Consider the following 24,835-nt stretch of genomic DNA (forward strand, 5'->3'; position numbering starts at 1 on the left):
TTAAATAGAAGGCTTTACCCGGCTAACTACATATGTTACCAGAATGCCCATTAGTGCTACATAAGCAAAAGAGAAACGCAGATTGGAAATACCTGCAATAAATCCAATAAGCGGCGGTCCCATTAAAAAGCCCAGGAAGCCAATGCTTGAAACGGCTGCCAGAGCCTGGCCTGTGCTCATCATTTTTGATTTACCCGCTTCACTGTAAACCAAAGGCACAACCGAAGACACGCCAAAGCCTACCAGTAAAAAGCTTATTATGGAAGAGATCAGGTAAGGAAATAAGGTAGCCATAGTTAAACCAATACCAATCAGTATGCCACTTAGTTGAATGGTCTTTTTAAATCCCAATTTGCCAGCAACTCGGTCAGCTATAAACCTCCCTGTTGCCATAGTGCACATAAAAGCGGTATAACCTGCACTAATCCACCCATCTTTAGCACCAATTACTTTTTGGAAATAAATACCACTCCAGTCAAACATGGCTCCTTCACAGATCATGCAGCAAAATGCAATTACGCCTAATAGAAACAGTGATTTATCTGGCTTTACAAATAATTTGTGGGATGTGGCAGAACGCTGTTCATCAGGTAATAGATACTGAAAGCTCAAGGCAAGTCCAACGATAATCACAGCTGCAATAATCACAAAATGATTTAGCGGAATAATAGCATTGCCAATCATGAATGCACCAATTCCTGCAGCGGTAAAACCAGCCAGGCTCCAGAGTCCGTGGAAAGAGGCCATGATATTGCGTTCATATTTGGCTTCAACACCAACAGCTTGTGTATTAATGGCAATATTGGCTGTATTGCCAGCCATGCCAAAAACAACTAAGCCAGCGATCAGTAATATAGTACTTGAAGCTAATCCTAATGTAATGAGGGTAAGACCGTACAACAGGATGGCATTGGTGGCAACGCGCTTGCTGCCATATTTATTAACCAACCAACCGGAAAAGGGAAGGGCTAGCATAGAACCTACCGGCAGGGCAAATAAAACGCCTCCTAAGGCCGCATCAGATAAATGCAGACTTTGTTGAATGCTTGGTATACGGGATGCCCAGGATGCAAAGCAAATGCCTTGCAAAAAGAATAAACAGCTTACAGCAATTCTATAGGCTCTCTTGGATTTTTCTAATGATAGTAGTAACTCAGTCATATCAACTTTTAGATAAGCTTTCTACAATTAAGGGCAAGGATCAACAGTATTTAATACACTGGAATCCTACTATTCATATATCAGCAATATATACATCTGAAAGTGGTAGTTCCTGTTGAATCGGCCACAGGTATCGTTTCTTCGATGAAAATCCGTATTGTGTACATGATACACAAAGATAAGGCCATAATGTTTATGGAGCTAATGGGTTGATTGGGAGAGGGGCTGTACGCTACACGCTGAGAAGGGTTGACAGGCTAGCAAGTTTATAAGTAAGAGAATATTGAACAAGGAACAAGGAGGGGAGAATGATGAGTGAGGATTAATGAGGAAAGAAATGTTCAATGCTCAATTTTCAATGTTCAAGGGACAATGGAGGGAAAGGGTGTGAGTGGTGAGTGGGGAGGGTTTTGTATTTTTAGGGTTCTTCACTTTGGATTGATTCTCAGGCAACTAAATAAAGTATTTTCTAAATGATTTATGGATGCGGGTAGGGGTAGTATAGGAGGAAGGTAGGAGGAGTAGTGAATGTGGAAGGCAGGTAGAGGGCTTTTTCTGTGCAGTTGGTACGGACTTACCTACAGAAGAGGTACAGGAGAGGTACAGAAGAGGTACAGGAGAGGTACAGACTAGGTACAGGAGAGGTACAGGAGACCAGGAAGATAGGAGGGAGAGAATAATGAACAAGGAACAAGGAATGATGAATATTGAATGAGGGAATGTTCAATGCTCAATTTTCGATACTCAATGTTCAATGAAGAGAGATGGAATTGGGAATTATGGATTGGAAATTGGGAGAAACAGCTAATAGGTAGGAGTAGTAGTAAGTTAAGTTTTAAGCTGTAAGAAATATAAGGGCAAGGCTATTTGGCAGATATACAAACAGAAGCCCTTGTAGAAAACAAGGGCTTGTTAACCAAAACTAACTGCTTAATGTGAAACAAAATCGAGCATAAAGGTAGAGCCATACATTGCTTTCTGTGATTAGAATTTAATTAAAAGAAATAGCTGTTTGTTGTCTTCGCGTATGTGTCAACAAGTTTAATTCTTTTCTAATGTTATTTTAATTGGCTCCTTTTGTGCGTCCACTAGCTTTATTGTTATCCACCCTTAACAGATTTCAATAGCTACTTATGGATGCAAAAAGATTGTTTATTGTTGCCAACCGACTGCCCGTTACTATTTCAGAAACCAAAGGTGTTAATCCTTGTTCAGGAGGCTTGGTATCTGCTATTAACAGTTATCTATTACACGCAAAGGAAAGCTCTGGCCAAAGCTTTAATGAAATTTATTGGGCAGGTGTGCCGGGTTGTTCTACCAATATTTGGGATAACTTTAGTGGACAAGTCAAGCATTCAGACTTTGAGCTAATTCCGGTATTTGCCAATAACAAAGATTATGACGGGTATTACAATGGTTTTGCAAATTCTGTTCTCTGGCCTTTATTCCATTACTTCCCTTCTTATGCTGAATATGACGCCGAACATTTTCAACAATATCAATTAGTAAACGAACAGTTTGCTACTGCCCTAGCAAAACAAGTGCGGCCGCATGATGTAATATGGATACATGATTACCATTTAATGCCACTGGCTAAACTATTGCGAAAGGCTTGTCCGCAATTAACTATTGGCTTCTTTTTGCATATTCCATTTCCTTCTTTTGAAATTTTTCGTTTGCTACCCAGGTCTTGGCAGCAGGAGCTACTGGAAGGATTGTTGGGCGCAGACTTAATTGGCTTTCATACCATTGATTATGCTACTCATTTTTTGCAAAGTATGCAAATGGTGCTTGGATTGGATAGCGAACACCACGTTATTCGTTACCAAGACCGCTTAGTAAAGATTGATGTTTTTCCAATCAGCATTGATTATAAGTACTTCCAAGATGCTTATGATACTGAAGTTATAAGCAGAAAGCGTTTGGCATTAAAAGAACAGTTTGCTGGTAAAAAACTGCTCTTTTCAATAGACCGGTTAGATTATACTAAGGGTGTTTATACAAGGTTGCTGGCGTTTGAACAGTTTTTGCGGCAACATCCTGTTCATCACAATAAGGTGCACATGATAGTAGTGGTGGTGCCGTCTAGAGACAATATTGTAAAGTATGCCGAGCGAAAGCGCATGATCGATGAAACGATTAGCAGAATAAACAGCCAATTAGGGAATATACATTGGCAACCGGTGATCTATCAATATACGTCATTGGAGTTTGAAGATATGATGGCACTATACACTACTGCAGATGTGGCAGTAGTAACGCCACTGCGCGATGGTATGAACCTGATTGCAAAGGAGTTTGTGGCATCACGTAAAGATGGCCAGGGCGTTTTAATTCTAAGCGAAATGGCGGGCGCTGCCAGGGAGCTTACCGGTGCTCTTACCATTAATCCCAATGATTTTGGTGAAATGGCGGATAAGATAGGGTTGGCTCTGGAAATGGATGCTGCTGAACAGCGCCAGCGATTAGAACGCATGCAGGAGCGATTGCGTGCATATGATGTTAGTACCTGGGCAGAAGATTTTTTAACCCAACTAAAGGTTATCAAACAAAAGCAACAGTCATTTCAGATTCAATTTCTAGATGGGTATACACGAAAGCTATTACTTGAGTCCTATCAAGCTACTAAAAAACGCTTATTGTTGTTAGACTACGATGGCACGTTGGTGCCATTTTCCTCTAAGCCCAGCGAAGCAAAACCAAGCGAAGCCTTACTGCAGGTGATAAAAGAATTATGTGATGAAAAGAAAAATGAGGTGGTAATTATAAGCGGCCGCAACCGGGCGTTTTTGGAAAAGTGGTTTGGCTCGTTCCACATTGGTCTTATAGTGGAGCACGGTGCCATGGCTCGTTCTGTAACGGGGGAGTGGACTTCACAACTGGCAAACGATAATGAATGGAAAACTGTTATTCAGCATATTATGGAGCAATATGTAAAAAGGTGTGCCCATACGTTTACTGAAATGAAAGATTTTTCGGTTGTTTGGCACTACCGTAACGCTATTCCACAGCAAGCCAAGCTTCGTGCGGCGGAATTGCTTACAGAATTGCATGAATATACACGGCATCTGGATTTGCAGGTATTGTTGGGTAACAAGATCGTGGAAGTTCGTAAACATGGCGTAAATAAAGGCGCAGCCATTCAGCATTTACTACATGACTGCAATTATGACTTCATACTAGCTGCTGGTGATGACAATACAGATGAAGATATGTTCAGGGCTTTGAATAATGTAAAGAATTGTTATACTATAAAGATTGGTGCTGCTGCCTCATTTGCCACGTATAATTTGTCAAGTCCGTACATGATGGTAGCCTTGTTACAAAACCTAAATCATTTCAAATCGCAACCAATAATCCTTTGATTATTGGTTGCGTAGTTAGCTGCGTTTATATTTTTTCTTTTTTTGAGGAATGGGCGCTTCTTGGGCTAATGGTTTTGTGGGTAGCGGCTTTATATTGACCGAGAGTAAGGAATCATTTTTTATGATCAGTTCACGATTCAGGGATTTAAATGATTTGTTTTGTTTGTACAATATGAAAACAGAAGCAATTAAAATGAAATTGATTGCCAGTAAGGGGAATATGAAAAATCGGGGTTTCATGCAAATATCAATACTTGACAATATCCATGCAGAATATTAGCTACAGATGAAAGTGGCATTAGAAAACGATTAAAAGGTGGAATTGTTTTTTAAGGAAAGCGCTGTAGGTAGTGTTATGATAAACGATGAGCCTTGATCTACTTGTGATTGTACCTGTATAGTGCCTTTATGCAATTTTATAATGCGGCCGGATAAAGATAGACCGAGGCCAAATCCTTCTTCATTAGTATTCTCTTGTACCCGGTAAAAAGGTTGGAAGATGTTCTGCCACTCCGGTTCTGGTATACCTTTTCCCTTATCTGTAACCGTTACTTCTACCGCATCCTGGTTATAGGCAAGGGTAATTCTCGCTTTATGGTCCTGCGAGTATTTGCAGGCATTTATTACAATATTTTTTAGGGCTAGAAACAACAGTGCTTCATTGCCAAAAACAATTAGCTGTTCTTCGTTCTCGGGTAGGTTTTGAAAGTCCACTACCACTATGTACTCCTTTTTGAACTTGCTAACTTCTGCAGGCATTTGCAGTACAATTTCATCCATGCGAACCTGTGCTATTTCCAATCCGCCGGCGCTACCAGAAGCTTTAGCAAACTCCAGCAAGGTTTGTGTTAGCCGGTTCATTTGTTGTACATCCTGATAGACTGACTGTATAATGTTGCGGTATTCACTAGCCGACCGTTCTCGTTGTAGGGCAATTTCCAGCTGGCTAGAAATGGAGGTAAGGGGAGTAGACAGTTCGTGGGAGGCGTTGGCAATAAAGCGCTTTTGCAGATCAAAGCTTTCCTGCAAGCGGTTCAATAACTCGTTCATCGTCGTTGATAAGTGATACCATTCATCTTGAACTGTGCCTGTTTGAATACGTGTGGCAAGGTTTTGCGCTGATATTTCAGACACTTCGTCGGCTATCTTTCGTACAGGGCGCAATAGGCCTTTTGAAAAAAGATAACCACCAATAAATGTCATTAAAATGCCTCCAAGAAAACTGAAAAACAGTACGTGGGTTAAATATTGTAAGTATTTTTTCCCTTCTACATCATTTGCTGCCACTACTATTACGATGCGTGTGGTTGGGCTAGTATAGTGATAGGCAATGGCATCTTTAGTACCTTCTGCAAAATAGACTGGTGAATTTACCCGGCTATCATCAAGGGTTTGCTCACTGATTGATAATGTATCGCCTGGCTTATCCGAATAACTATAGATACGGTGATTCTGATAGTCGTAGGCCTGAACGGTTTTGTCTTTTAATGTGATGGTAGTAGAAGAATCAATACGCCGTATTAACTCTTTATCAAAAATTTCTGCCTGACTCAATAGTCTTGCTGTAGTTATAGCACGGTTGGTTAGGCGAGCCCTAATACTATGGATGCGGGAGGTATAAGAAAAATAGTAGGCAGATGTGCATACCAGGCACAAGATCAAACATCCCAGTGCAGTAAATAAAAGCGTTATACGAAGGCGTACCGGCATGATCTTATTTATCCTTTAATACATAGCCCATTCCCACCTGCGTTTGAATCAGCTTAGGGTCAAAGTGTTTATCTACTTTATTTCTCAGGTAGCTAATATATACATCTATAACGTTTGTATTTGTATCAAAGTCAATGTCCCAAACGTTTATGGCAATGTCTGCGCGTGATACTACACGGTTTTTGTTCCGTAGCAAATACTCTAAAAGCTGAAACTCTTTAGCAGTTAAATTGATTTTCTGATCTGCCCGTTTTACCTCCTTGCTATCGAGGTTCATTTCCAGGTCTGCTGCTTTTAGTAAGGTGCCTACCGGGAAGTTTTGGTTCATGGTGCGTTTTAATAGCACTCTGATCTTTAGCAATAATTCTTTGAATTCAAAAGGCTTTATAATGTAATCATCAGCGCCGGCATCGTAGCCTTCTACTTTGTTATTCAAGCCACTTAGCGCAGTTAGCATAATGATGGGTATGTGCTGATTCTCTGCGCGTATGCGTTTGCACAGCTCGTACCCATTGATGCCTGGCAGATTAATATCCAGAATAACCAGGTTAAAGGAGTGTGTCTGAAATAGCCGATACCCGATAGTGCCATCATAGGCTACCTCTACATGGTAGCCATTTTCAATAAGCCCAAGCTTAAGGGTATCTGCAATTTTTTGCTCATCTTCTACGATTAGTATTTTACGATCTTCCATGTGCTTTACTGTACGTATCAGCAAGTTACATTATTCGACGTAGAGGAAATGTGAAACCTGATTTTCGCCTTTTCTTCTAATACTATTCTAATCTATTCTTAATTAATGGCTAATTGATAGAAGCTACATTGTGTGCATAAAACGAAACACACACCAAACAACACGAACGTATGAAATCGATTTTAGTCACCCTTTTAGTAACAGGCAGTTTAAGCATTGCGGCTCAGACGGTAGATGAAGGCAGAACCTTTATAGGATATGAGCGATATCAGAGTGCAGCAAACACTTTGCACCAGGTGATAAGTAAAGAGCCTGGAAATGGAGATGCCTGGTACTGGCTGACTCAAACCTATGCACAAACCAATAACCTGGCAAAAGGAATTGATAGTTTGAAAAAGGCAGGAGCGGATGTGCAGGGACAACCGCTGTATAAAGTGGCATTGGGTCAATTGCTTTTAGCAGAAGGAAAAGCAGTTGAAGCACAGCCCTATTTCGATGCCGCTTTAATTGAGACCAAGGAGAAAAATGCTACTGTATTAGCCGCTGTGGCGCGTGCTTATATAGATAGCAAGTCGGGTAACTATGCAGCTGCCATAGAGCTGTTGGAAAAAGCAAAGAAGCGAGACAAGCGCAATGAAGAATACGATATACTGATTGGTAATGCATATAGAAGAATGGGTAAGGGATCTGAAGCTTTTCAGGCCTATCGCGAAGCATTGAATAAGAATGAGCGATCTGCTGCAGCCAACTACCTGTTAGGGCTCATTTTTGTAACTCAGAAAAATGCTGACATGTACCTTGAGTACTTCAATAAAGCATTGGCTGCCGATCCTAACTATGCTCCAGCCTTGTACCAGTTGTATAACCATTACTTCTACGTAGATGCTACTAAGTCCATGGACTACTTCAAGCAATTTCAGGCAAAAGCAGATGCTACTCCACAAATAGCTGTATGGTATACGGATCTGTTGTATTTGAATAAGCAGTATGATGAAGCAATTGCCAATGCTCAAAAGTTATTGCAGCAACAGGAAAAAGAGCCACGCTTATACAAGCTATTAGCCTATAGTTATGCGGAGAAAAAAGATTCAACTGTAGCCATGACGTATATGCAGCAGTATTTTGCCTCCGAAGCGGATAGCAATATGGTGATGAAGGATTTTGAAACGATGGCCCGTTTTTATTCCAGTACCCCTGGTAAAGAAGATTCAGCGCTGGTATATTTAGAGAAAGCGGTTGCATTGGAGAAAGATTCTGTAGCACGATATGCTGCCTATAAAAAACTAGCTGCTGCTGCCTTGGAACAAAAGAACTATGCACAGCAGTCGAAATGGATGGGACTCTATTATACTGGCAATGATAAGGCCACCAACCTTGACTTGTTCAATTGGGGGCTGGCGAATATTAGAAGCGGCGACTTTGAAATGGCTGATTCTGTTTTTGGTATGTATGTAGGTAAGTATCCAGAGCAAGGCTTTGGTTATTACTGGCAAGCTCGTGCAAATGCTGCAATTGATTCAACAATGGCGCAGGGATTGGCCATTCCTCACTATCAAAAGCTGGTAGAAGTGATTGGTGATAAAACGGATGATCAAAATAATAAGAAGTGGTTGATAGAAGCGTATGGCTATTTGGCAGCCTATGAAACTAATACGCAGAAAGATTATGCAGAGGCTGTGGATTATTTTGAAAAACTATTAAAGGTGGATCCTGAAAATGCAGATGCTAAAAAATATATAACGGTATTGGAGAAGCGGATGCAAAATAATGATGGAAAGTAGGTGGTTTTGTATTTGGTTTCTACTCATGAGGTGCCCCGCCATGCGGGGCACTCACTATTTATATAGGGTCTATTTATTGTTATCTATTGCATGTTATAGAATGCGGCGAATTACAGTTTGTCGATTTGTTTTCCTTGTGCTACATTGACAGTTAGCTACATCCCACCAAGCAGAAGAAAGTCCCTACTGAAATATTATACACCATCAGCCATTACTTTATTGGAAATACAAAGGGTGGTGTTCCTGCGGACTGTAGAAATTATTCTTGTGTTAAGGCTGGCTAATTCGTATATGGTATACGGTTACTATTGTTATTAAGTATGTATAACTAAACATTAGAAGCTGATATAAATATTTAATTTAATAGATGGTGGCTCCGTGTATCTTATTAGCTACCTGCTGTAAAGTCGTGACTGGCCTTCTTTTAACCGGTTATGTATAGTAAAAACATATATGTGTATTAATGCAACTATTGCTTTGGTTCGGACAATATTTTTGTTGCTTCAATATCAAACTAATCCGTCTTATGAGAAAACCTTTACTCACTGAAGTAATGGCCCAATGTATAGGTTGTTACATTTTTACCAAGTATCTAACCCATATACAATTAGCCTATCAACAAACTCCTTAATTGTTAATTAAGCGACTGATTGTAGCGCACTTTTCTTGTTGACATCTTCTTAGTCCTTATCATCACTGTTTTCATTCAGTAGCAGTAAGATACTTCCTGATATGTAAAGCAGTACTATGTCAAAACTGTAATTTCTTTCATCAATTCTTAAATAATGAGAAATCTCTACCCTTTAGCAAGACGCTTGCGGATAGTTGCGAAAACTATTAGCAGCAGGCTGTCACTGTTTTTTTTACTCTTTGGGTTATCGGTTGTTTCAGCTAATGCCCAAACTACAAGGTATGTGAATGCCAGCGCCAGCGGTGCCAATGATGGTACATCCTGGGCCGATGCCTATAATGATTTGCAGGCTGCCTTAAATTCGGCCGTAAGCGGCGATGCAATAAAGGTTGCTGCGGGCACCTATATGCCGAGTGTTGATCCGGATGGTACGGGTGTTACCCGCAAACAGACCTTTATGCTGAAAAGCGGCGTCGAACTTTTAGGTGGTTACAATGCCACTACAGGCGTTAGAGATGTAAAGGCTAATAAAACCATCTTAAGCGGGGATCTGGATAACAATGATGTAGGGTTGACCAATAATACCAATAATGCTTACCATGTGGTAGCGGCCAAGAACCTGGGCGCAGCTACGCTACTGGACGGTTTTACGATTTCGGGTGGTAATGCCAATAACCAGAGCACTACGTTTTTAGTTGATGGCGACAATGGCCTGGGTGGGGCAGTCTACATGTATGGGGCCAGTACAAACCTGACCATCAACAACTGCGTGATTGAAAATAATTACAGCATTAACGGTGTGGTAGCGATTCTTCGCTCCAGCAGTCCGCTGGTGACCAACTGCGTATTCTCTGCTAACTCGGCAACGAGTGGGGGCGCGGTGCAAACCAACAGTGGCAGCGGTACATCCAGTTTTGTCAATTGTCTTTTCGTGCGCAATACCGCCGCTTTTGGATCGTCTTTCGATACTTATGGTGGCAATATCAGCCTTGTCAATTGTACGTTCTACAAAAACACGGCAACCGTGACGTCAAGCGGGTATGAGGGGACAGTACGTATCACCAGTGGTTCAACCCTCACGATGGTGAACAGCGTTGTTTGGGGTAACACCAAGGCCGGCAATCCGGACGGGATTGCCATACATAGCAGCGGCGGCAGTGGCACGGTAAGCTATTCCACTATGGATGCGGCCGGCAGCGGGTATACCGGTAGCAATAACCTCAATACAGATCCGGCTTTTAATAATGCGGCGGATCCCGATGGGGCCGATAATATCTGGATGACTGCCGATGATGGACTGCATTTGCGTGCGGCTTCTCCATCTACTAATACCGGCAATGATGGAGGAGTATCTATAGCCACAGATATTATAGGAGCTGCCAGGAAACAAGGGGTGGTGAACAGGGGCGCTTATGAAACCGTGATGCCAGCTGTAACCCTTTATGTAGATGCCAGTGCGTCAGGCTTGAACGATGGTACTACATGGACAAATGCCTATACCAATTTACAATCGGCATTAGCTGTAGCAGTGAGTGGTGATAAGGTTCTAGTTGCTGCGGGCACCTATACGCCGAGTGTTGATCCGGATGGTACGGGTGTTACCCGCAAACAGACCTTTATGCTGAAAAGCGGCGTCGAACTTTTAGGTGGTTACAATGCCACTACAGGCGTTAGAGATGTAAAGGCTAATAAAACCATCTTAAGCGGGGATCTGGATAACAATGATGTAGGGTTGACCAATAATACCAATAATGCTTACCATGTGGTAGCGGCCAAGAACCTGGGCGCAGCTACGCTACTGGACGGTTTTACGATTTCGGGTGGTAATGCCAATAACCAGAGCACTACGTTTTTAGTTGATGGCGACAATGGCCTGGGTGGGGCAGTCTACATGTATGGGGCCAGTACAAACCTGACCATCAACAACTGCGTGATTGAAAATAATTACAGCATTAACGGTGTGGTAGCGATTCTTCGCTCCAGCAGTCCGCTGGTGACCAACTGCGTATTCTCTGCTAACTCGGCAACGAGTGGGGGCGCGGTGCAAACCAACAGTGGCAGCGGTACATCCAGTTTTGTCAATTGTCTTTTCGTGCGCAATACCGCCGCTTTTGGATCGTCTTTCGATACTTATGGTGGCAATATCAGCCTTGTCAATTGTACGTTCTACAAAAACACGGCAACCGTGACGTCAAGCGGGTATGAGGGGACAGTACGTATCACCAGTGGTTCAACCCTCACGATGGTGAACAGCGTTGTTTGGGGTAACACCAAGGCCGGCAATCCGGACGGGATTGCCATACATAGCAGCGGCGGCAGTGGCACGGTAAGCTATTCCACTATGGATGCGGCCGGCAGCGGGTATACCGGTAGCAATAACCTCAATACAGATCCGGCTTTTAATAATGCGGCGGATCCCGATGGGGCCGATAATATCTGGATGACTGCCGATGATGGACTGCATTTGAATAATCCGTCGCCTGCTGCTGATCAGGGTGATAATTCTGCTGTATCGGGTATCGCTACTGATATAACCGGGGCGACCCGTATCCAAAATGGTACAGTGAACATGGGGGCATATGAAACTGTAGTTACAAAAACACCGCAGACTGTTTCTTTTACTGCTGGTGCTACCGTAACGAAAATTTATGGGGATGCTTATACAGTAAGTGCTACAGCCAGCTCTGGTCTGTCAATTACCTATACTATTATATCTGGCCCTGCTACCATAAGTGGTAGTGCCATAACTTTTACTGGCACTGGTTCTGTAGAAGTAAAGGCTGTTCAATCAGGCAATGCAACATATGATCCTGCTGAAGCAACACAAACCATTACGGTAATTAAAAAGGCGGTGACGGTAACCGTTGATGCCATTAGCAAGACTTATGGAGATGCCGATCCTACGTTGACCTATACTAATACAGCGTTGGTTACTGGTGATGCCTTTACGGGTAGTTTGAAACGAGATGCAGGAGAGAGTGTGGGCACGTATGCTATCAATCAAAATGATCTGGCTTTAAATAGTAACTATACATTGACCTTTGTAGGTGCAGATTTAACTATTGGTGCTAGAAGCATTACAATCAAGGCCAATGATGCCAGCAAGTTTGTTGGAGAAACCAAAACATTTACAGGCAATGAGTACAGCATATCTTCAGGTACATTAGCTACGGGTGATGCTATTACTAGTGTTAGCTTAAGTAGCAATGGAGAACCTGCTATTGCTTCAGCTGGTACTTATCCAATAACAGTTGGCGGAGCAGCTGGCATACCAACAAGTAATTACAATATTACCTATGTGGATGGTACCCTTACTGTAAATCCTTGTACAGCCATTACAATCGATATTCCTCCGGCAGATCAAACGGTTTGTCCTGGTGGTAATGTAACATTTACCGTGTCGGCAACCGGAAGCGGAATGTCTTATCAGTGGTTGAAAGATGGTGCTGCAATTTCCAGCGCTACTAGTTCTTCCTATACGATATCTTCTGTTACAGCTGGACATGCTGCCAATTATAGTGTTGAAGTGTCTAATGGATGTGGTACTGTAACATCGTCTGCAGCTACGTTGTCTGTAAACGTTAGTACAAAGATAACAGCACAACCGGTTGCTAAAAGTGTATGTGAAACCGGTCCTGCTAGCTTTTCGGTTACAGCCACAGGCTCTAACCTGACCTACCAATGGTATAAAGATGGATCACCTATTTCAAGTGCAACATCATCTACTTTATCATTATCATCAGTATCAGCTGCCAATGCTGGTAACTACAGTGTAGAAGTAAGTGGTGATTGTGGTAATGAAACATCAGCAAGTGTAGCGTTAACTGTACTGCCTATTACAGCTATAAGTACAGATCCGGTTAGTAAGGCGGTGTGTGAAGGCGGAAGTGTAAGTTTCTCAGGAAGCGCTACCGGAACCGGTATCGTTTATAAGTGGCAAAAAGATGGAAGTGATATTTCCGGTACATTCTCTACTAGCTATACAATAGCTACTGTTACAGCTGCTGATGCCGGTAACTATAGGTTAGTTGCAACCAGTGCGTGCGGTGTTGCGACATCAAATGCGGCAACCTTAACGGTTAATTCCATTCCAGCTACTCCAACAGTAGGCACAAGTAGCGCTACAACCTTCTGTGTTGGCGGTAGTGTAACGTTGACCTCGTCCGCAACATCGGGTAACCAATGGTTTAAAGATGGTGCTGTTATTGGTGGTGCGACAGCTCAAACCTATATAGCTACTACCGGCGGTTCATATACTGTACAAAGTACTGTAAGCACATGTCCATCGCCGGTATCTGCTGGTACAACTGTAACAGTGAATCCGATACCAACTGCGCCTACTATTAGTGCCGGCGGAGCGTTAAGCTTCTGTTCAGGTGGCAGTGTTACGCTAACATCATCAGTTGCCAGCGGTAACCAATGGTATAATGGTAGCACACTACTTACTGGTGAAACGGGTCAAACCTATACTGCTACTACTAGTGGAAATTATAATGTTAAGGTGACAGCTTCTGGTTGTACATCTACGGCTTCGGCCTCTACAATTGTAACTGCAAATGTTACTCCTGCTACACCTACTATTTCTACCGGAAGCAGTACTACGTTCTGCTCGGGTGGTAGTGTGACGTTAACATCGTCTGCTGCCAGCGGTAATCAATGGTATAAAGATGGTGCAGCCATTGGCGGTGCCACTGCGCAAACGTATACAGCCACTGCAGGTGGTAGCTATACAGTTAAGGCCACTTCAGGCAGCTGTACTTCTTCAGCATCTGCTGCTACAGTGGTTACTGTAAACGCAACACCAGCTACCCCGGTGATCACAGCTACAGGTAATATACTTACTTCATCAGCTACTGCCGGCAACCAGTGGTACTTAAATGGAACAGCGATAACAGGAGCTACCAATCAAACCCATCGTGTACAGGCTTCTGGTCTGTATAAAGTGAAAGTAACTAGCGGTGCATGTTCCAGCACGTCTGTTGATTACAACTTTGTGGCTACCCGAATTGATAACCCAGGTACAGGAAATGGAGAAATATTTCTGTATCCAAACCCTGTGTTGAAAACGCTGACAGTGAAAAATGCAGCAGGGCACAAACTGCTGGTGCGTATCTATGATGGCTTTGGTAAAAAAGTGCACGAAAGCAAATTGGTGACTTCACAAGGTAGCATTGATGTGCAGGGCCTGAGCGCTGGTATTTACCAAGTAGTGGTTACTGACCAAGCCAGTGCAGATTCTAAACCGTTTACTTATACCATTGTAAAACTTTAATCTTCTGCAACTATGAAATTTTTGATAAGAACTCTACTAGCAAGCCTGTTTGCCCTATGGCTTTGTAATTGTGCTGCTCCTGATCTGGGCGAATTGGGTGTGGAACAAGACCTGGTGGTGGCACTGGATCCCGATGCGGGATCCGCTATAGCCCGCACCTTAGGTACCACTTATGATTTTAAAGTGCTGGTGAAAAGCTCCATGCCACCCCAAGGGGTAACGATCAGTGTGGTCTATCGCCAGGATATAGACAATGCGGTGGTTTTTTCTCAGAACTATACCACTAAAACTTCGCCGCAGCAAGTTACCATTACCAACATCCCCTTTAACGAAGTGGGCACTGTAACGATAATTGTAACCTCGAAAGGCGAACCTGACAATACCGTAACCAAGACCTTTAAACTGGTACGGAAGTAGGAAAATCTGAGTTATATTTTAAGAAAAGGGGCAGCCAATTGGCTGCCCCTTTTCTTATTGCTATTGATTACTGTAGAGCTTATAATGATTAATTATTCAAATTTCTGTAATATGTACTAAGTAAAAATGATTAGACCGGTGACTCGCATTTGCAAAAAAGGTAATAGCTTCTACCTTTGTTTTTCACTTAAACTTTGGGCTATAGGTATAATGCATATAGCCTAGTTAGACACCAAATACCTATTGATAATTCTATGAAGACCACATTACAATTCTCTTCACTTCTTTTGCTGACTGGCTTTCAGTCGGAAATTAAAATGCGCAGCTACCGAATCAATACATCCGATTTTACACTTGCTGGTGTTTTTTCGGAAGCAGAAATTGAACTGGCTGAAGAAAGCTACAAAGCCCTGTCTGTGCATTCTGAAGCGCCTATGCAAAAGGTAGCTTAAGCAATTTGTTATTCGTTGAGCCTAAGTGAGCTGTCAGCTGCAAGCAAAGCGCTTCGCGCTAGTAGATGTTCCGCAGATTGCGCTGATGGACGCAGAATTGGAACCACAGAGGCTCTGAGGGCAGAGAGATGCACAGAGGATATTTTCTGAACCATGATTTGGGGGAGATTAAAGGATTACTGAGAAATGGGATTGGAATTTTAGAGCAAGGGTTCTTATGTCTTTTGGGGTAATCTTTCGGTGTGTGATTCCTGCTAAAGACGGGGTATACCACAGATGTTTTCTTCGACAGGTTAAGATCAAGTAACCTGACATTGAGAGGCATTACTGATTGCATCCAGGTAGAGAAGGACAGGGTGTAGCTTGAAATCCTTCTAATTGCTTAATCTGCGATTAGGATGTTTTACTATTAGATAGCCCAACCCAATTACGCAGCAGACTGCTGTACCGTAAAATATATAAGGCACGACGTTCAGATCATCCTGAAAGACCAGTCCTGCCAGCCAGGCTCCCAATCCAATACCCGCTTCCAGGGCGATATACATAGTAGCCATTCCGCGGCCGCGGCGGTTCTCATCACTCAGGTCGGCTGTCCAGGCTGAAATGGCAGGTGAGATCAATCCTGTGCCCATGCCATACACAAAGGCACCGATCAAAAGGGTGGTAACTGTGGTTCCTGCACCCATAATAAAAATGGCGAGAGCCATTAATACCAGTGCTATCTTGAGCGCATACACCCTTCCTTTACGATCTGAAAGTTTGCCAGCTAAAAAGCGGATCAATAAGGATGATAGGGTATACACGATATAAAATGTGCCCTTGTTGGAAATGCCCAAGTGATCGCTCCAATCGGGAATAATGGTTAGTATAGCGCCATAACTGATATAGCCTAAAAACGTAATTAAAGCAGCTGGTAGTACCAAGGGTTCAAAAATATCTTGTCCTTTGATCTTTAATAGCTTAGGATGGAAACGTTGCTTTTCGGGGTGTGTTTCTTTTAGGTTGGCCAGAATTCCAATAGATAATAGGGCAAACACCGATGAACAATAAAACAGGATATCGATCGAGTATCGGGCAGTTATAAAACTTCCAATAGCCGGACCAATGGCCAGCCCCGTGCTAAAGCAAATGCCATGAATGCCCATAGCTTCACCCCAGCGGTGCGCTGGAATAATATCGGCAATATAAGCCGCTGTAGCCGTGGGTTTGAAGCCGGTAGAGAAACCATGAAATAAACGCAGCAATAAAAAGCCAGTTACGGTAGTAAGGACTGGGTATAGCAGGCCACAAACAAAGCAAACTAAAGAACCAACGGCCATTACTGGTACGCGACCAATAGTATCTGTTAAGCGTCCACTAAAGGGGCGGGAGATACCTGCTGTTAATGTAAATAAAGCAATGATGTAGCCTTTGTAGGCTCCGCCGCCCATACTGTTTAAGTAGGCGGGCAGTTCAGGAATCAGCATGTTAAAGCTGGAGGAAAATAGAAAGGAGCTGGTACAGAGTAACCAAAACTTTAACGTGAAAATTGATTCCTGCGAAGGATGAGCCATGGTGTTCGTAGTGAGCGCGCAAAGGTAGCCGCTTTAAAGGAACATTAGGCTGACTGTATTTGAAATCACAATAATCAAAAATTATTCATTACTACTAATTGATTATTAAGGGGAGCTTGGGATTGTCATGCAGATTGCCTTGGCGGAGCCAATAAGTTTAGGTAGCATTGTGCTCTTTTTTCGTGTAAAACGCCTCCACCACATATGTCTTCTTCAAAGAAAGCCGCTATTGGTTTTATATTTATTACCCTGCTTATTGATGTTACAGGATTGGGATTGATCATTCCAGTTTTTCCTGATTTAATTAAAGAATTGATACATGGCGATAATAGCGACGCCTCTCGTTGGAGTGGTTGGTTGCTGGCCGCATATGCGATCATGCAATTTGTATGTGCGCCTATATTGGGAAACCTGAGTGACAAATATGGTCGCCGACCAGTGCTCTTGCTTTCCTTATTGGGTTTTGGCGCTGACTACCTGTTCCTTTCATTTGCGCCTACCATTGGCTGGCTGTTTGTGGGGCGAATCATTGCCGGTTTGTTTGGAGCTTCTTTTACTACCGCATCTGCCTATATAGCCGATATAAGTACTGATAAGGACCGGACACAAAACTTTGGAATGGTTGGTGCCGCTTTTGGACTGGGCTTTATTATTGGTCCGGTGATTGGTGGTTTGCTGGGTGGCTACGGAACACGCGTACCCTTTATGGTGGCGGCGGGTTTAAGCTTACTGAATGCTTTGTATGGGTATTTCGTATTGCCGGAATCATTGCCAAAAGAAAAGCGCCGGTCATTTGATTGGAAACGAGCCAATCCGGTAGGTTCGTTGTTGCATTTGAAAAAGTACCCCAGTATAATTGGTTTAATGTTCTCCCTATTCTTTGTATACATAGCAGCACATGCCGTGCAAAGCAACTGGGGCTTTTATGGTATTGAAAAGTTTGGTTGGAGCAAATCTATGATCGGTATTTCGCTTGGTGTGGTGGGCTTCCTGATAGCTGTTGTACAAGCTGGTTTAACAAGGGTAATAATACCGAAGTTGGGTAATGTAAAAAGTATTTACATTGGTTTGTTGTTGTACACGATTGGGATGTTCCTGTTTGGTATTGCTACCAGCACTGTATGGATGTTTGCCTTTATTGTGCCTTATTGCCTAGGTGGTATAGCCGGGCCGGCCTTACAGGCGGTAATTGCAGCGCATGTGCCATCTAATGAACAGGGCGAATTGCAAGGAGCACTAACTAGTGTTATTTCCATAACTTCTATTATTGGTCCGCTGGTAATGGCTGGGCTGTTTGCGCATTTTACCAAGAAAGGTGCTGCTGTTTATTTTCCTGGTGCGCCCTATATGCTTGGCGCACTACTAATGCTGATCAGTACGATCATCGCCTACAAAGCTTTGAAACATGAAAAGCATCGCATTAAAGACATTGAAAAGGAGTTGTTGTTAGAAGAAGTGGAAAGCAAGGCGGCAGAAGCGTAGCGCGAGAATGGTGAATGGTCAATAGTGAATAGCCAACACACGCCCCCAGCCGCTAAAGGGGGAGCGCCCGCGCGGCAAGAGCCAGGCAGAATATTGAACAAGGAACAAGGAATGAAGAATGAAGAAATAGAAGAAATGCTCAATGATCAACGATCAATATTCAATATTGAGAGAAAGAATTGATAAATGAAAAAGCACTCCCTTAGTGGAGTGCTTTTCTATTGATAGACATTTCTTTTCTTATCCTTTTCTCTGTGCACTATCCTTCCACTACGCTCTCAACACTATTGTGTGACATCTTAGTTCAATTCTTCCAATTCATCCTCACATCTTCTCACTCCATACACTTTTCTTTCCGCTCCTGTAACAACACTAAACCTTATGCGTATTAGAGATAGTTTTAAAACCAACCAACTGAAATGAAGAATCAAGTTTACCTGCTTTTGCTAACCCTTTTAATTGCAAATGCAACTTATAGTCAATTTGCTATTACCGGGACTATAAAAGATAGCGCCCAGCAAGTGGTGATACCTTTTGTGAGCGTATCGTTGTTTAAAGCTTCCGATAATAAAACACCGGTAAAAACTATTTACAGTGGTAAAGACGGGAAGTTCTCGTTGTCAGCGGATACTGGCCACTATTCATTAGTACTTACGCATACAGCCTATGCTAAGAAGGTTTTGACTCTTCAAAAGCAGGTTGGCAGCAATGTGGATTTATCAGCCATCTATCTTAACCCTGTGGCTGGACAGTTAGGTAATGTAACTGTGAGGGCTACACGTCCATTGATTGAGCAGAGCAACGATAAGATTACATTTAATGTAGAGAATGACCCTGCGGCTAAAACTGAAACCGCTTCTGATATCTTGCGTAAAACGCCATTGGTAACAGTTGATGGAGAAGGCAATGTGCAATTGAATGGTCAATCTAACTTTAAGATACTGTTGAATGGAAAAGAGACCGCCATGTTTGCACAGAATGTGAAAGAAGCATTGAAAGGGTTTCCTGGTGCTCTCATTGTAAAAATTGAAGTGATCACTACACCATCGGCCAAATACGATGCTGAAGGAGTAGGGGGGATCATCAATATTATTACCAAGAAGAAAGTAGCAGGGTACAATGGCTCGCTGAGCTCATATTATAGCACGCTAAATAATTACAGTGAGAGCATTAACCTAAATATTAAAACAGGCAAAGTGGGTGTTACAGGTTTCTATAGCTTGAGTGGTAATAGGCCGCAACAGAGTTATAGCCTATCAGAAACAGTAACCTATGATCCAACGGCATTCACTAAGCGCTTTTTAGATGGAACCCGTACAAGGAACTCGTTTTATAATTCCGGAAATCTTGAACTCAGTTATGAGCTAGATAGTTTAAATACAATAGTAGCTTATGGCAACTTAAGTGGTGGGCACTCTAAGGCTTTACTGGATCAACAAATTATTACTCAGTTTACTTCATCATCATCTGCCAGTACCCTTAATCAGGATGTAACCGCTGAATATCCAAGTTCTGGGGTTGGTGCCGATTACACTAGAAAGTTTGCACGCAAGCCAGAGCAGGAATTGAGCTTACGATTCAACGGGCAGTTTAGTCGCAACGAGGATGTAAACAGTAGTGTGCAGGATAATCCAGGGCAGGACCGTTTTGTATTGAACAATAGTGAGTCGCGCAACAAGGAATACACCGTTCAACTGGACTTTGTCAAGCCATTGAAAAAGAGTCAGCGATTGGAGACAGGTGCAAAGATCATTGCCCGAAAAGCAGAATCTGACTTTGAAAGCTTAATCAAATACAATCAGTCTGAACAATATGCGAGCAACCCTAGTAACACTGATCGTTTTCAGTATGACCAGCGGGTGTATAGTGGTTATGGTTCTTACAGTGTCAATGTGAAGAAATATGGCATTCGTGTAGGTTTGCGTTTAGAGCATACTACTGTAGATGGCGACTTTATTAGTTCCAAAACGGCCGTATCGCAAGAGTACACCCAGTTGATTCCCAATGTCAATATCAGTCGGAAGTTTTCGTCAACACTAACCTCCGTTTTATCATACAACCAACGTTTGCAACGACCTTATATCACCAACCTGAATCCTTTTGTAAATAATAATGACTCGTTGAACATTAGTTACGGTAATCCTGGCTTGGGGCCGCAAGTATTGCACACCTTAACGTTGCAAAACCGCATTACAAAGGGTAAAACCTTTATGAATCTGATGCTCTATGGTAGTTACAGCAACGATTTGATTACCCAGTATGTTAATTATAATAAGGCTACTGGCGTTACTACAACAACTAGTGGAAATGTGGGCGCTGAGCGACAGTTTACCATGAGCTTCAATGTCAATACGCCTATTGGTAAGAAGGTGAATGTATTTACGAGTGTGTTGGGTAGATACAACAAGACGAAGAACACTATGACTAAAACGGATGAAGTAGAAAGCTTTAGTGGATCGGCCTTCGCGGGCTATTCGTATCGTGTTACAACTAAGTTCACCTTTAGTGGAAGTGGTGGTGTCAATCAAATGCCGCAGACCTTGTTGAGTAAGTCTGCTCCTATGGTATTTTACCAGTTCAACTTTGGCTATAAATTCTTTGGTGAGAAGCTATCGGTTACAGCCAACTTCAATAACATGCATAGTAAGTACTTTGACTATAAGAACACCATCAATAACGTCAGCTTCCAAACAGTGAATACGAACCGAAACTTATATCGAGTGGTATATTTTGGAGCGACATGGCGCTTTGGAAAGCTAAAAGAGCAAGCGCCTAAAAAGAAAGGTGTTACTAACGATGACCTAATTGGCGGACAGAGTAATGGTTAACCATCGTGCGCATGGATCAAATGGCCGGAAAGTAATTCCGGCCATTTTTGTGCCGCAGATAAGTGGGATGTAGGATGGATTAGCAGGATTTAGAAGAATGGCTGATGTGAGGATGGCTGATTTAGGTTGATAAGTTGAAACGTTGACGAGTGAGTGTGGAGGCATTGGAATTAGGGGAGTCTGATCTTTTCTTTACTACAAGAATTCTCACTTCGATAAACTGAGGATCAAGTTCAGGGTGAAAATCAAATGCATAATAAGGCTAGTAATCCTGTTAATCCTATAATTCCCTTATATCTGCGGTCTCTTGGACCTTTTTTTGCATTACCCTATACAGAACCATACTTTATGTAATGCGAAAACCCTTTGTGATTGCGCTTTGTGCGTTGTTATTGTGGTCAATATTGGTACCTGAAAAAGCTGCAGCCTATTCTGTGCTCACACACCAAGCCCTGATAGATGCGGCATGGGACAATTATTTAAAGCCCCTGTTGAAGCGGAAGTATCCACATGCGACGGACGAAGAATTGCGGCAAGCTCATGCCTATGCATATGGCGGAGCTATTTCACCTGATATGGGTTATTATCCACGTGGTAGTAAGTTTTATACCAATCTTACGCATTATGTGCGTAGTGGTGATTATGTAATGGCATTGTTGAAAGAAGCTAGAAACCTGAATGAATATGCGTTTGCCATTGGCAACCTATGTCACTATGAGGCGGATATGTATGGTCACAGCATTGGAATTAATCGTAGTGTGCCTGTGATATATCCAAAGGTGGAAGCTAAGTATGGTGACCTAGTTAATTATTCCGAAGACCCGATAGCACATATGCGCACCGAGTTTGGCTTTGACGTATTGCAAACAGCTAGAGGCAATTATGCTTCCCGGCAGTATCATGATTTTATAGGCTTTCAGGTAGACACGGCTGTTATGGAGCGTGCCTTTTACCAAACGTATGGCCTGCATTTGAATCAGGTATTTAAAAACTTTCCTAAGGCCCTCAAAATGTTTCGCTGGTCGGTGGCTCAATTCTTTCCTGCCATTACCCGAACGGCGTGGGCTACTAAAAAAGCAGATATAAAGAAGCTGAATCCTAATGCTACTGCGCGTAGTTTTAAATACCGCATGGAGCGCCACACGCATAATAAATCCTTTGGTAAGGAAGACGAGCCACCAGCATGGGGAACCACATTTGTTTCTTTCCTGATTCGGATTGTACCTAAGATTGGTCCCCTGCGACCCTTAAAGTTTAAAACACCCGGACCAGATGCCGAGAAGTTTTTTATTGAAAGCTTTGATGCTACCTTGAAACATTATGCTGCTTCATTAAAACAACTGGAAGAACAAAAACTGGTGTTAGTTAACATTGATTACGATACTGGGGAAAAGACAGTCATTGGTGAATATGCATTGGCTGATGATTCATATGGTTGTTTGCTGTTGGCGTTGCATGAACAAGGATTTGCCAATACATCTTCCAGTTTGCAGCAACAATTGTTGCATTTCTTTTCTAAGCCGCAGGTTATAGATGGTAACAAACGGGCTATTGCGCGACAGGATAAGATCAATACAGCTTTAGAGGAGTTGAAGCGAATGAATGGAATGAATGTTACTTATCAATAGGGAGGTGGATTTCAAGATATCAGAGCGTCCAGATTTTAGATTGGCGATTGCGGATTGAGGGGGAATGCCGCTTGCTTTTAGTATCTTTAGGGTCTTCTTTTAAGGCGTTTTCTGCCTTTCTTATTACGCTTTTCTTTACTATTTCTTATGGGTTTATAACGGTGGCCGGATGACGACATACGGGTCAAGGTACGGGTGAGGTAGGGCCAAGGATCGGCTAAGGTACGGGTGACATACGGAGTTACTATGGCTTTTATACGGAGTTACCTAGGCTTCTATACGGAGTAACCATGAAGGTGTAGAGGAGTGGTAGTGAAGGTATAAGCAAGTAGTAAGCAAGGAAGAGTGGCTGATAGCTGATTTTGGGATGGCGGCTTGATGGTATAGCGGGCATGATGAAGAAATATAGGGAAGATCCACTATTGCACCCCAATGATTAAAATAGATGACAATCTGGTGTTTGGTATTTGTGTCCTGGATTTTGAGCGTTAAGCATTTCCGCATTTTGTAATTCCTATTTCTAAATATCCCTTCTTCCCTTTTTTCCTTTGTTCCTTATTCCTTTCCTCATACTATCTTTAGCACTCATTTAGAATTGCTTTATTATGAAAAAACTTTTAGCGGGTTTTTCGTTGGTTGTGATGGCTGTTGTATACAGCTCTTTTAATCAACCTTCCACCTTGACTGAATCTTCTGTCAGCAACGATACAGGTAAGGTAATTAAAACAGGTGCTGATCAAACAGAAAAATACCTGCCTTACCTGAAAGGGAAGCGTATTGGTATTGTAGGTAATAAGACCTCGATCATTGGTCGGACCCACTTGGTAGATAGCTTGCGGTCATTGGGGGTGAATATTGTAAAAGCCTTTGGGCCGGAACATGGCTTTCGTGGCAATGCCAGCGCAGGAGTGAAGGTGCAAAATGAAGTGGATAGCGCTACAGGTATTTCTATCATTTCATTATATGGTACAAAACGTAAGCCTTCTAAAGAAGACTTGTCGAATGTAGACTTGATGGTATTTGATATTCAAGATGTAGGCTGCCGTTTTTATACCTACATCAATGTACTGGCTGATGTGATGGAAGCCTGTGCAGAAAATGGGAAGGAGCTACTTATATTGGATCGTCCTAACCCCAATGGCTATTTTGTAGATGGCCCTGTGATGGATATGAAGTTGAAATCAGGAATTGGTAAATTCCCTATTCCTATTACGCATGGTATGACCATTGGTGAGTTTGCTCAAATGGTAAATGGTGAAGGCTGGTTGCCGAATGGACTGAAGTGTAAGATCAAGATCATACCAGTAGCTAACTACAATCACGATATGCCGTATACATTACCGGTGCCGCCATCGCCTAACCTGAACACCCCACAATCGATTTTATTATATCCTACTACCTGCATTTTTGAAGGAACCATATTGAACTACGGAAGAGGAACGTATTTTCCTTTTACTGTGGTAGGTGCTCCTGACTTGAAAGGGAAGTATGAATTTTCTTTTACTCCGGTTAGCATTAAAGGTATGTCTGAAACGCCACTGTATATGAATGAGGTGTGCTATGGCTTAGATCTCCGCAAAGTTGATTTTGACAAGTTGCGTAAGGACAAGAAAATACAGATCCAGTGGATCAAAGAAATGTATAAGGCGTATCCAAACAAGGAGAAGTTCTTTGATTATAAGCAAAGCAAGGAGATAGGTAATGTTGACTTTCGTACAGGTGATTCAAAATTCAAAGAGCAGATCATTGCAGATGTTCCTGAAGAAGAAATGCGTAAAAGCTGGGAACCGGCGTTGAGTAATTATAAGAAGATGCGGGAGAAATATTTGATCTACCCGTAATGGAATTGCAGATTTTAGAT

At 42.4% G+C, this 24,835-nt stretch carries 13 protein-coding genes; 9 read left to right on the forward strand and 4 right to left on the reverse strand.

The features are described from left to right. Positions 1 to 1,161, reverse strand: coding sequence for an MFS transporter (locus SY85_RS23395; RefSeq protein WP_066408387.1), 1,161 nt, complete (start codon positions 1,159 to 1,161; stop codon positions 1 to 3). Between the two features lie 1,133 nt (positions 1,162 to 2,294). Between SY85_RS23395 and SY85_RS23400 the strand changes: the two genes are divergently transcribed. Beyond that, entirely contained in the window at positions 2,295 to 4,526 is a 2,232-nt protein-coding gene (locus SY85_RS23400) for a bifunctional alpha,alpha-trehalose-phosphate synthase (UDP-forming)/trehalose-phosphatase (RefSeq protein ID WP_066408388.1), read from the forward strand. Positions 4,527 to 4,835: 309 nt separating this feature from the next. Here the strand turns inward: SY85_RS23400 and SY85_RS23410 are convergent, their stop codons facing one another. Continuing rightward, positions 4,836 to 6,236 (reverse strand): HAMP domain-containing sensor histidine kinase, encoded by a 1,401-nt coding sequence (locus SY85_RS23410; protein ID WP_066408392.1) that lies wholly within the window; start codon positions 6,234 to 6,236, stop codon positions 4,836 to 4,838. A 4-nt stretch (positions 6,237 to 6,240) separates the two neighbouring features. Next, positions 6,241 to 6,930 (reverse strand): response regulator transcription factor, encoded by a 690-nt coding sequence (locus tag SY85_RS23415; protein WP_066408394.1) that lies wholly within the window; start codon positions 6,928 to 6,930, stop codon positions 6,241 to 6,243. Between the two features lie 170 nt (positions 6,931 to 7,100). On the opposite strand from SY85_RS23415, the gene SY85_RS23420 reads away from it, so the two are divergent. The 4 genes from SY85_RS23420 (at position 7,101) to SY85_RS23435 (ending at position 15,483) form a co-directional block, all read left to right on the forward strand. Then, on the forward strand, positions 7,101 to 8,711 hold the full coding sequence (locus SY85_RS23420; protein ID WP_066408396.1) for a tetratricopeptide repeat protein: 1,611 nt from the start codon (positions 7,101 to 7,103) through the stop codon (positions 8,709 to 8,711). 785 nt (positions 8,712 to 9,496) lie between these two features. Continuing rightward, entirely contained in the window at positions 9,497 to 14,614 is a 5,118-nt protein-coding gene (locus SY85_RS23425; RefSeq protein ID WP_066408399.1) for an MBG domain-containing protein, read from the forward strand. A 12-nt stretch (positions 14,615 to 14,626) separates the two neighbouring features. Further along, on the forward strand, positions 14,627 to 15,031 hold the full coding sequence (locus tag SY85_RS23430; protein WP_066408401.1) for a hypothetical protein: 405 nt from the start codon (positions 14,627 to 14,629) through the stop codon (positions 15,029 to 15,031). Between the two features lie 254 nt (positions 15,032 to 15,285). Continuing rightward, entirely contained in the window at positions 15,286 to 15,483 is a 198-nt protein-coding gene (locus SY85_RS23435; RefSeq protein WP_066408403.1) for a hypothetical protein, read from the forward strand. Between the two features lie 374 nt (positions 15,484 to 15,857). On the opposite strand, the gene SY85_RS23440 is transcribed toward SY85_RS23435, so the two are convergent. Beyond that, on the reverse strand, positions 15,858 to 17,036 hold the full coding sequence (locus SY85_RS23440) for an MFS transporter (protein WP_066408406.1): 1,179 nt from the start codon (positions 17,034 to 17,036) through the stop codon (positions 15,858 to 15,860). 204 nt (positions 17,037 to 17,240) lie between these two features. On the opposite strand from SY85_RS23440, the gene SY85_RS23445 reads away from it, so the two are divergent. The 4 genes from SY85_RS23445 to SY85_RS23460 all read left to right on the forward strand — a co-directional run bounded on the left by SY85_RS23445 (position 17,241) and on the right by SY85_RS23460 (position 24,815). Then, on the forward strand, positions 17,241 to 18,518 hold the full coding sequence (locus tag SY85_RS23445) for a TCR/Tet family MFS transporter (protein ID WP_066408414.1): 1,278 nt from the start codon (positions 17,241 to 17,243) through the stop codon (positions 18,516 to 18,518). Between the two features lie 419 nt (positions 18,519 to 18,937). Continuing rightward, entirely contained in the window at positions 18,938 to 21,346 is a 2,409-nt protein-coding gene (locus tag SY85_RS23450; RefSeq protein ID WP_066408417.1) for a TonB-dependent receptor, read from the forward strand. Between the two features lie 353 nt (positions 21,347 to 21,699). After that, positions 21,700 to 22,974 (forward strand): zinc dependent phospholipase C family protein, encoded by a 1,275-nt coding sequence (locus SY85_RS23455; RefSeq protein ID WP_066408418.1) that lies wholly within the window; start codon positions 21,700 to 21,702, stop codon positions 22,972 to 22,974. A gap of 605 nt (positions 22,975 to 23,579) precedes the next feature. After that, complete coding sequence (locus tag SY85_RS23460) at positions 23,580 to 24,815, forward strand: exo-beta-N-acetylmuramidase NamZ family protein (protein WP_066408420.1); 1,236 nt, start codon at positions 23,580 to 23,582, stop codon at positions 24,813 to 24,815. Positions 24,816 to 24,835 lie beyond the last annotated feature (20 nt).

Origin of the sequence: Flavisolibacter tropicus, from assembly GCF_001644645.1 — a bacterium.
In the GTDB taxonomy this organism is placed as follows: Bacteria; Bacteroidota; Bacteroidia; order Chitinophagales; family Chitinophagaceae; genus Flavisolibacter; species Flavisolibacter tropicus.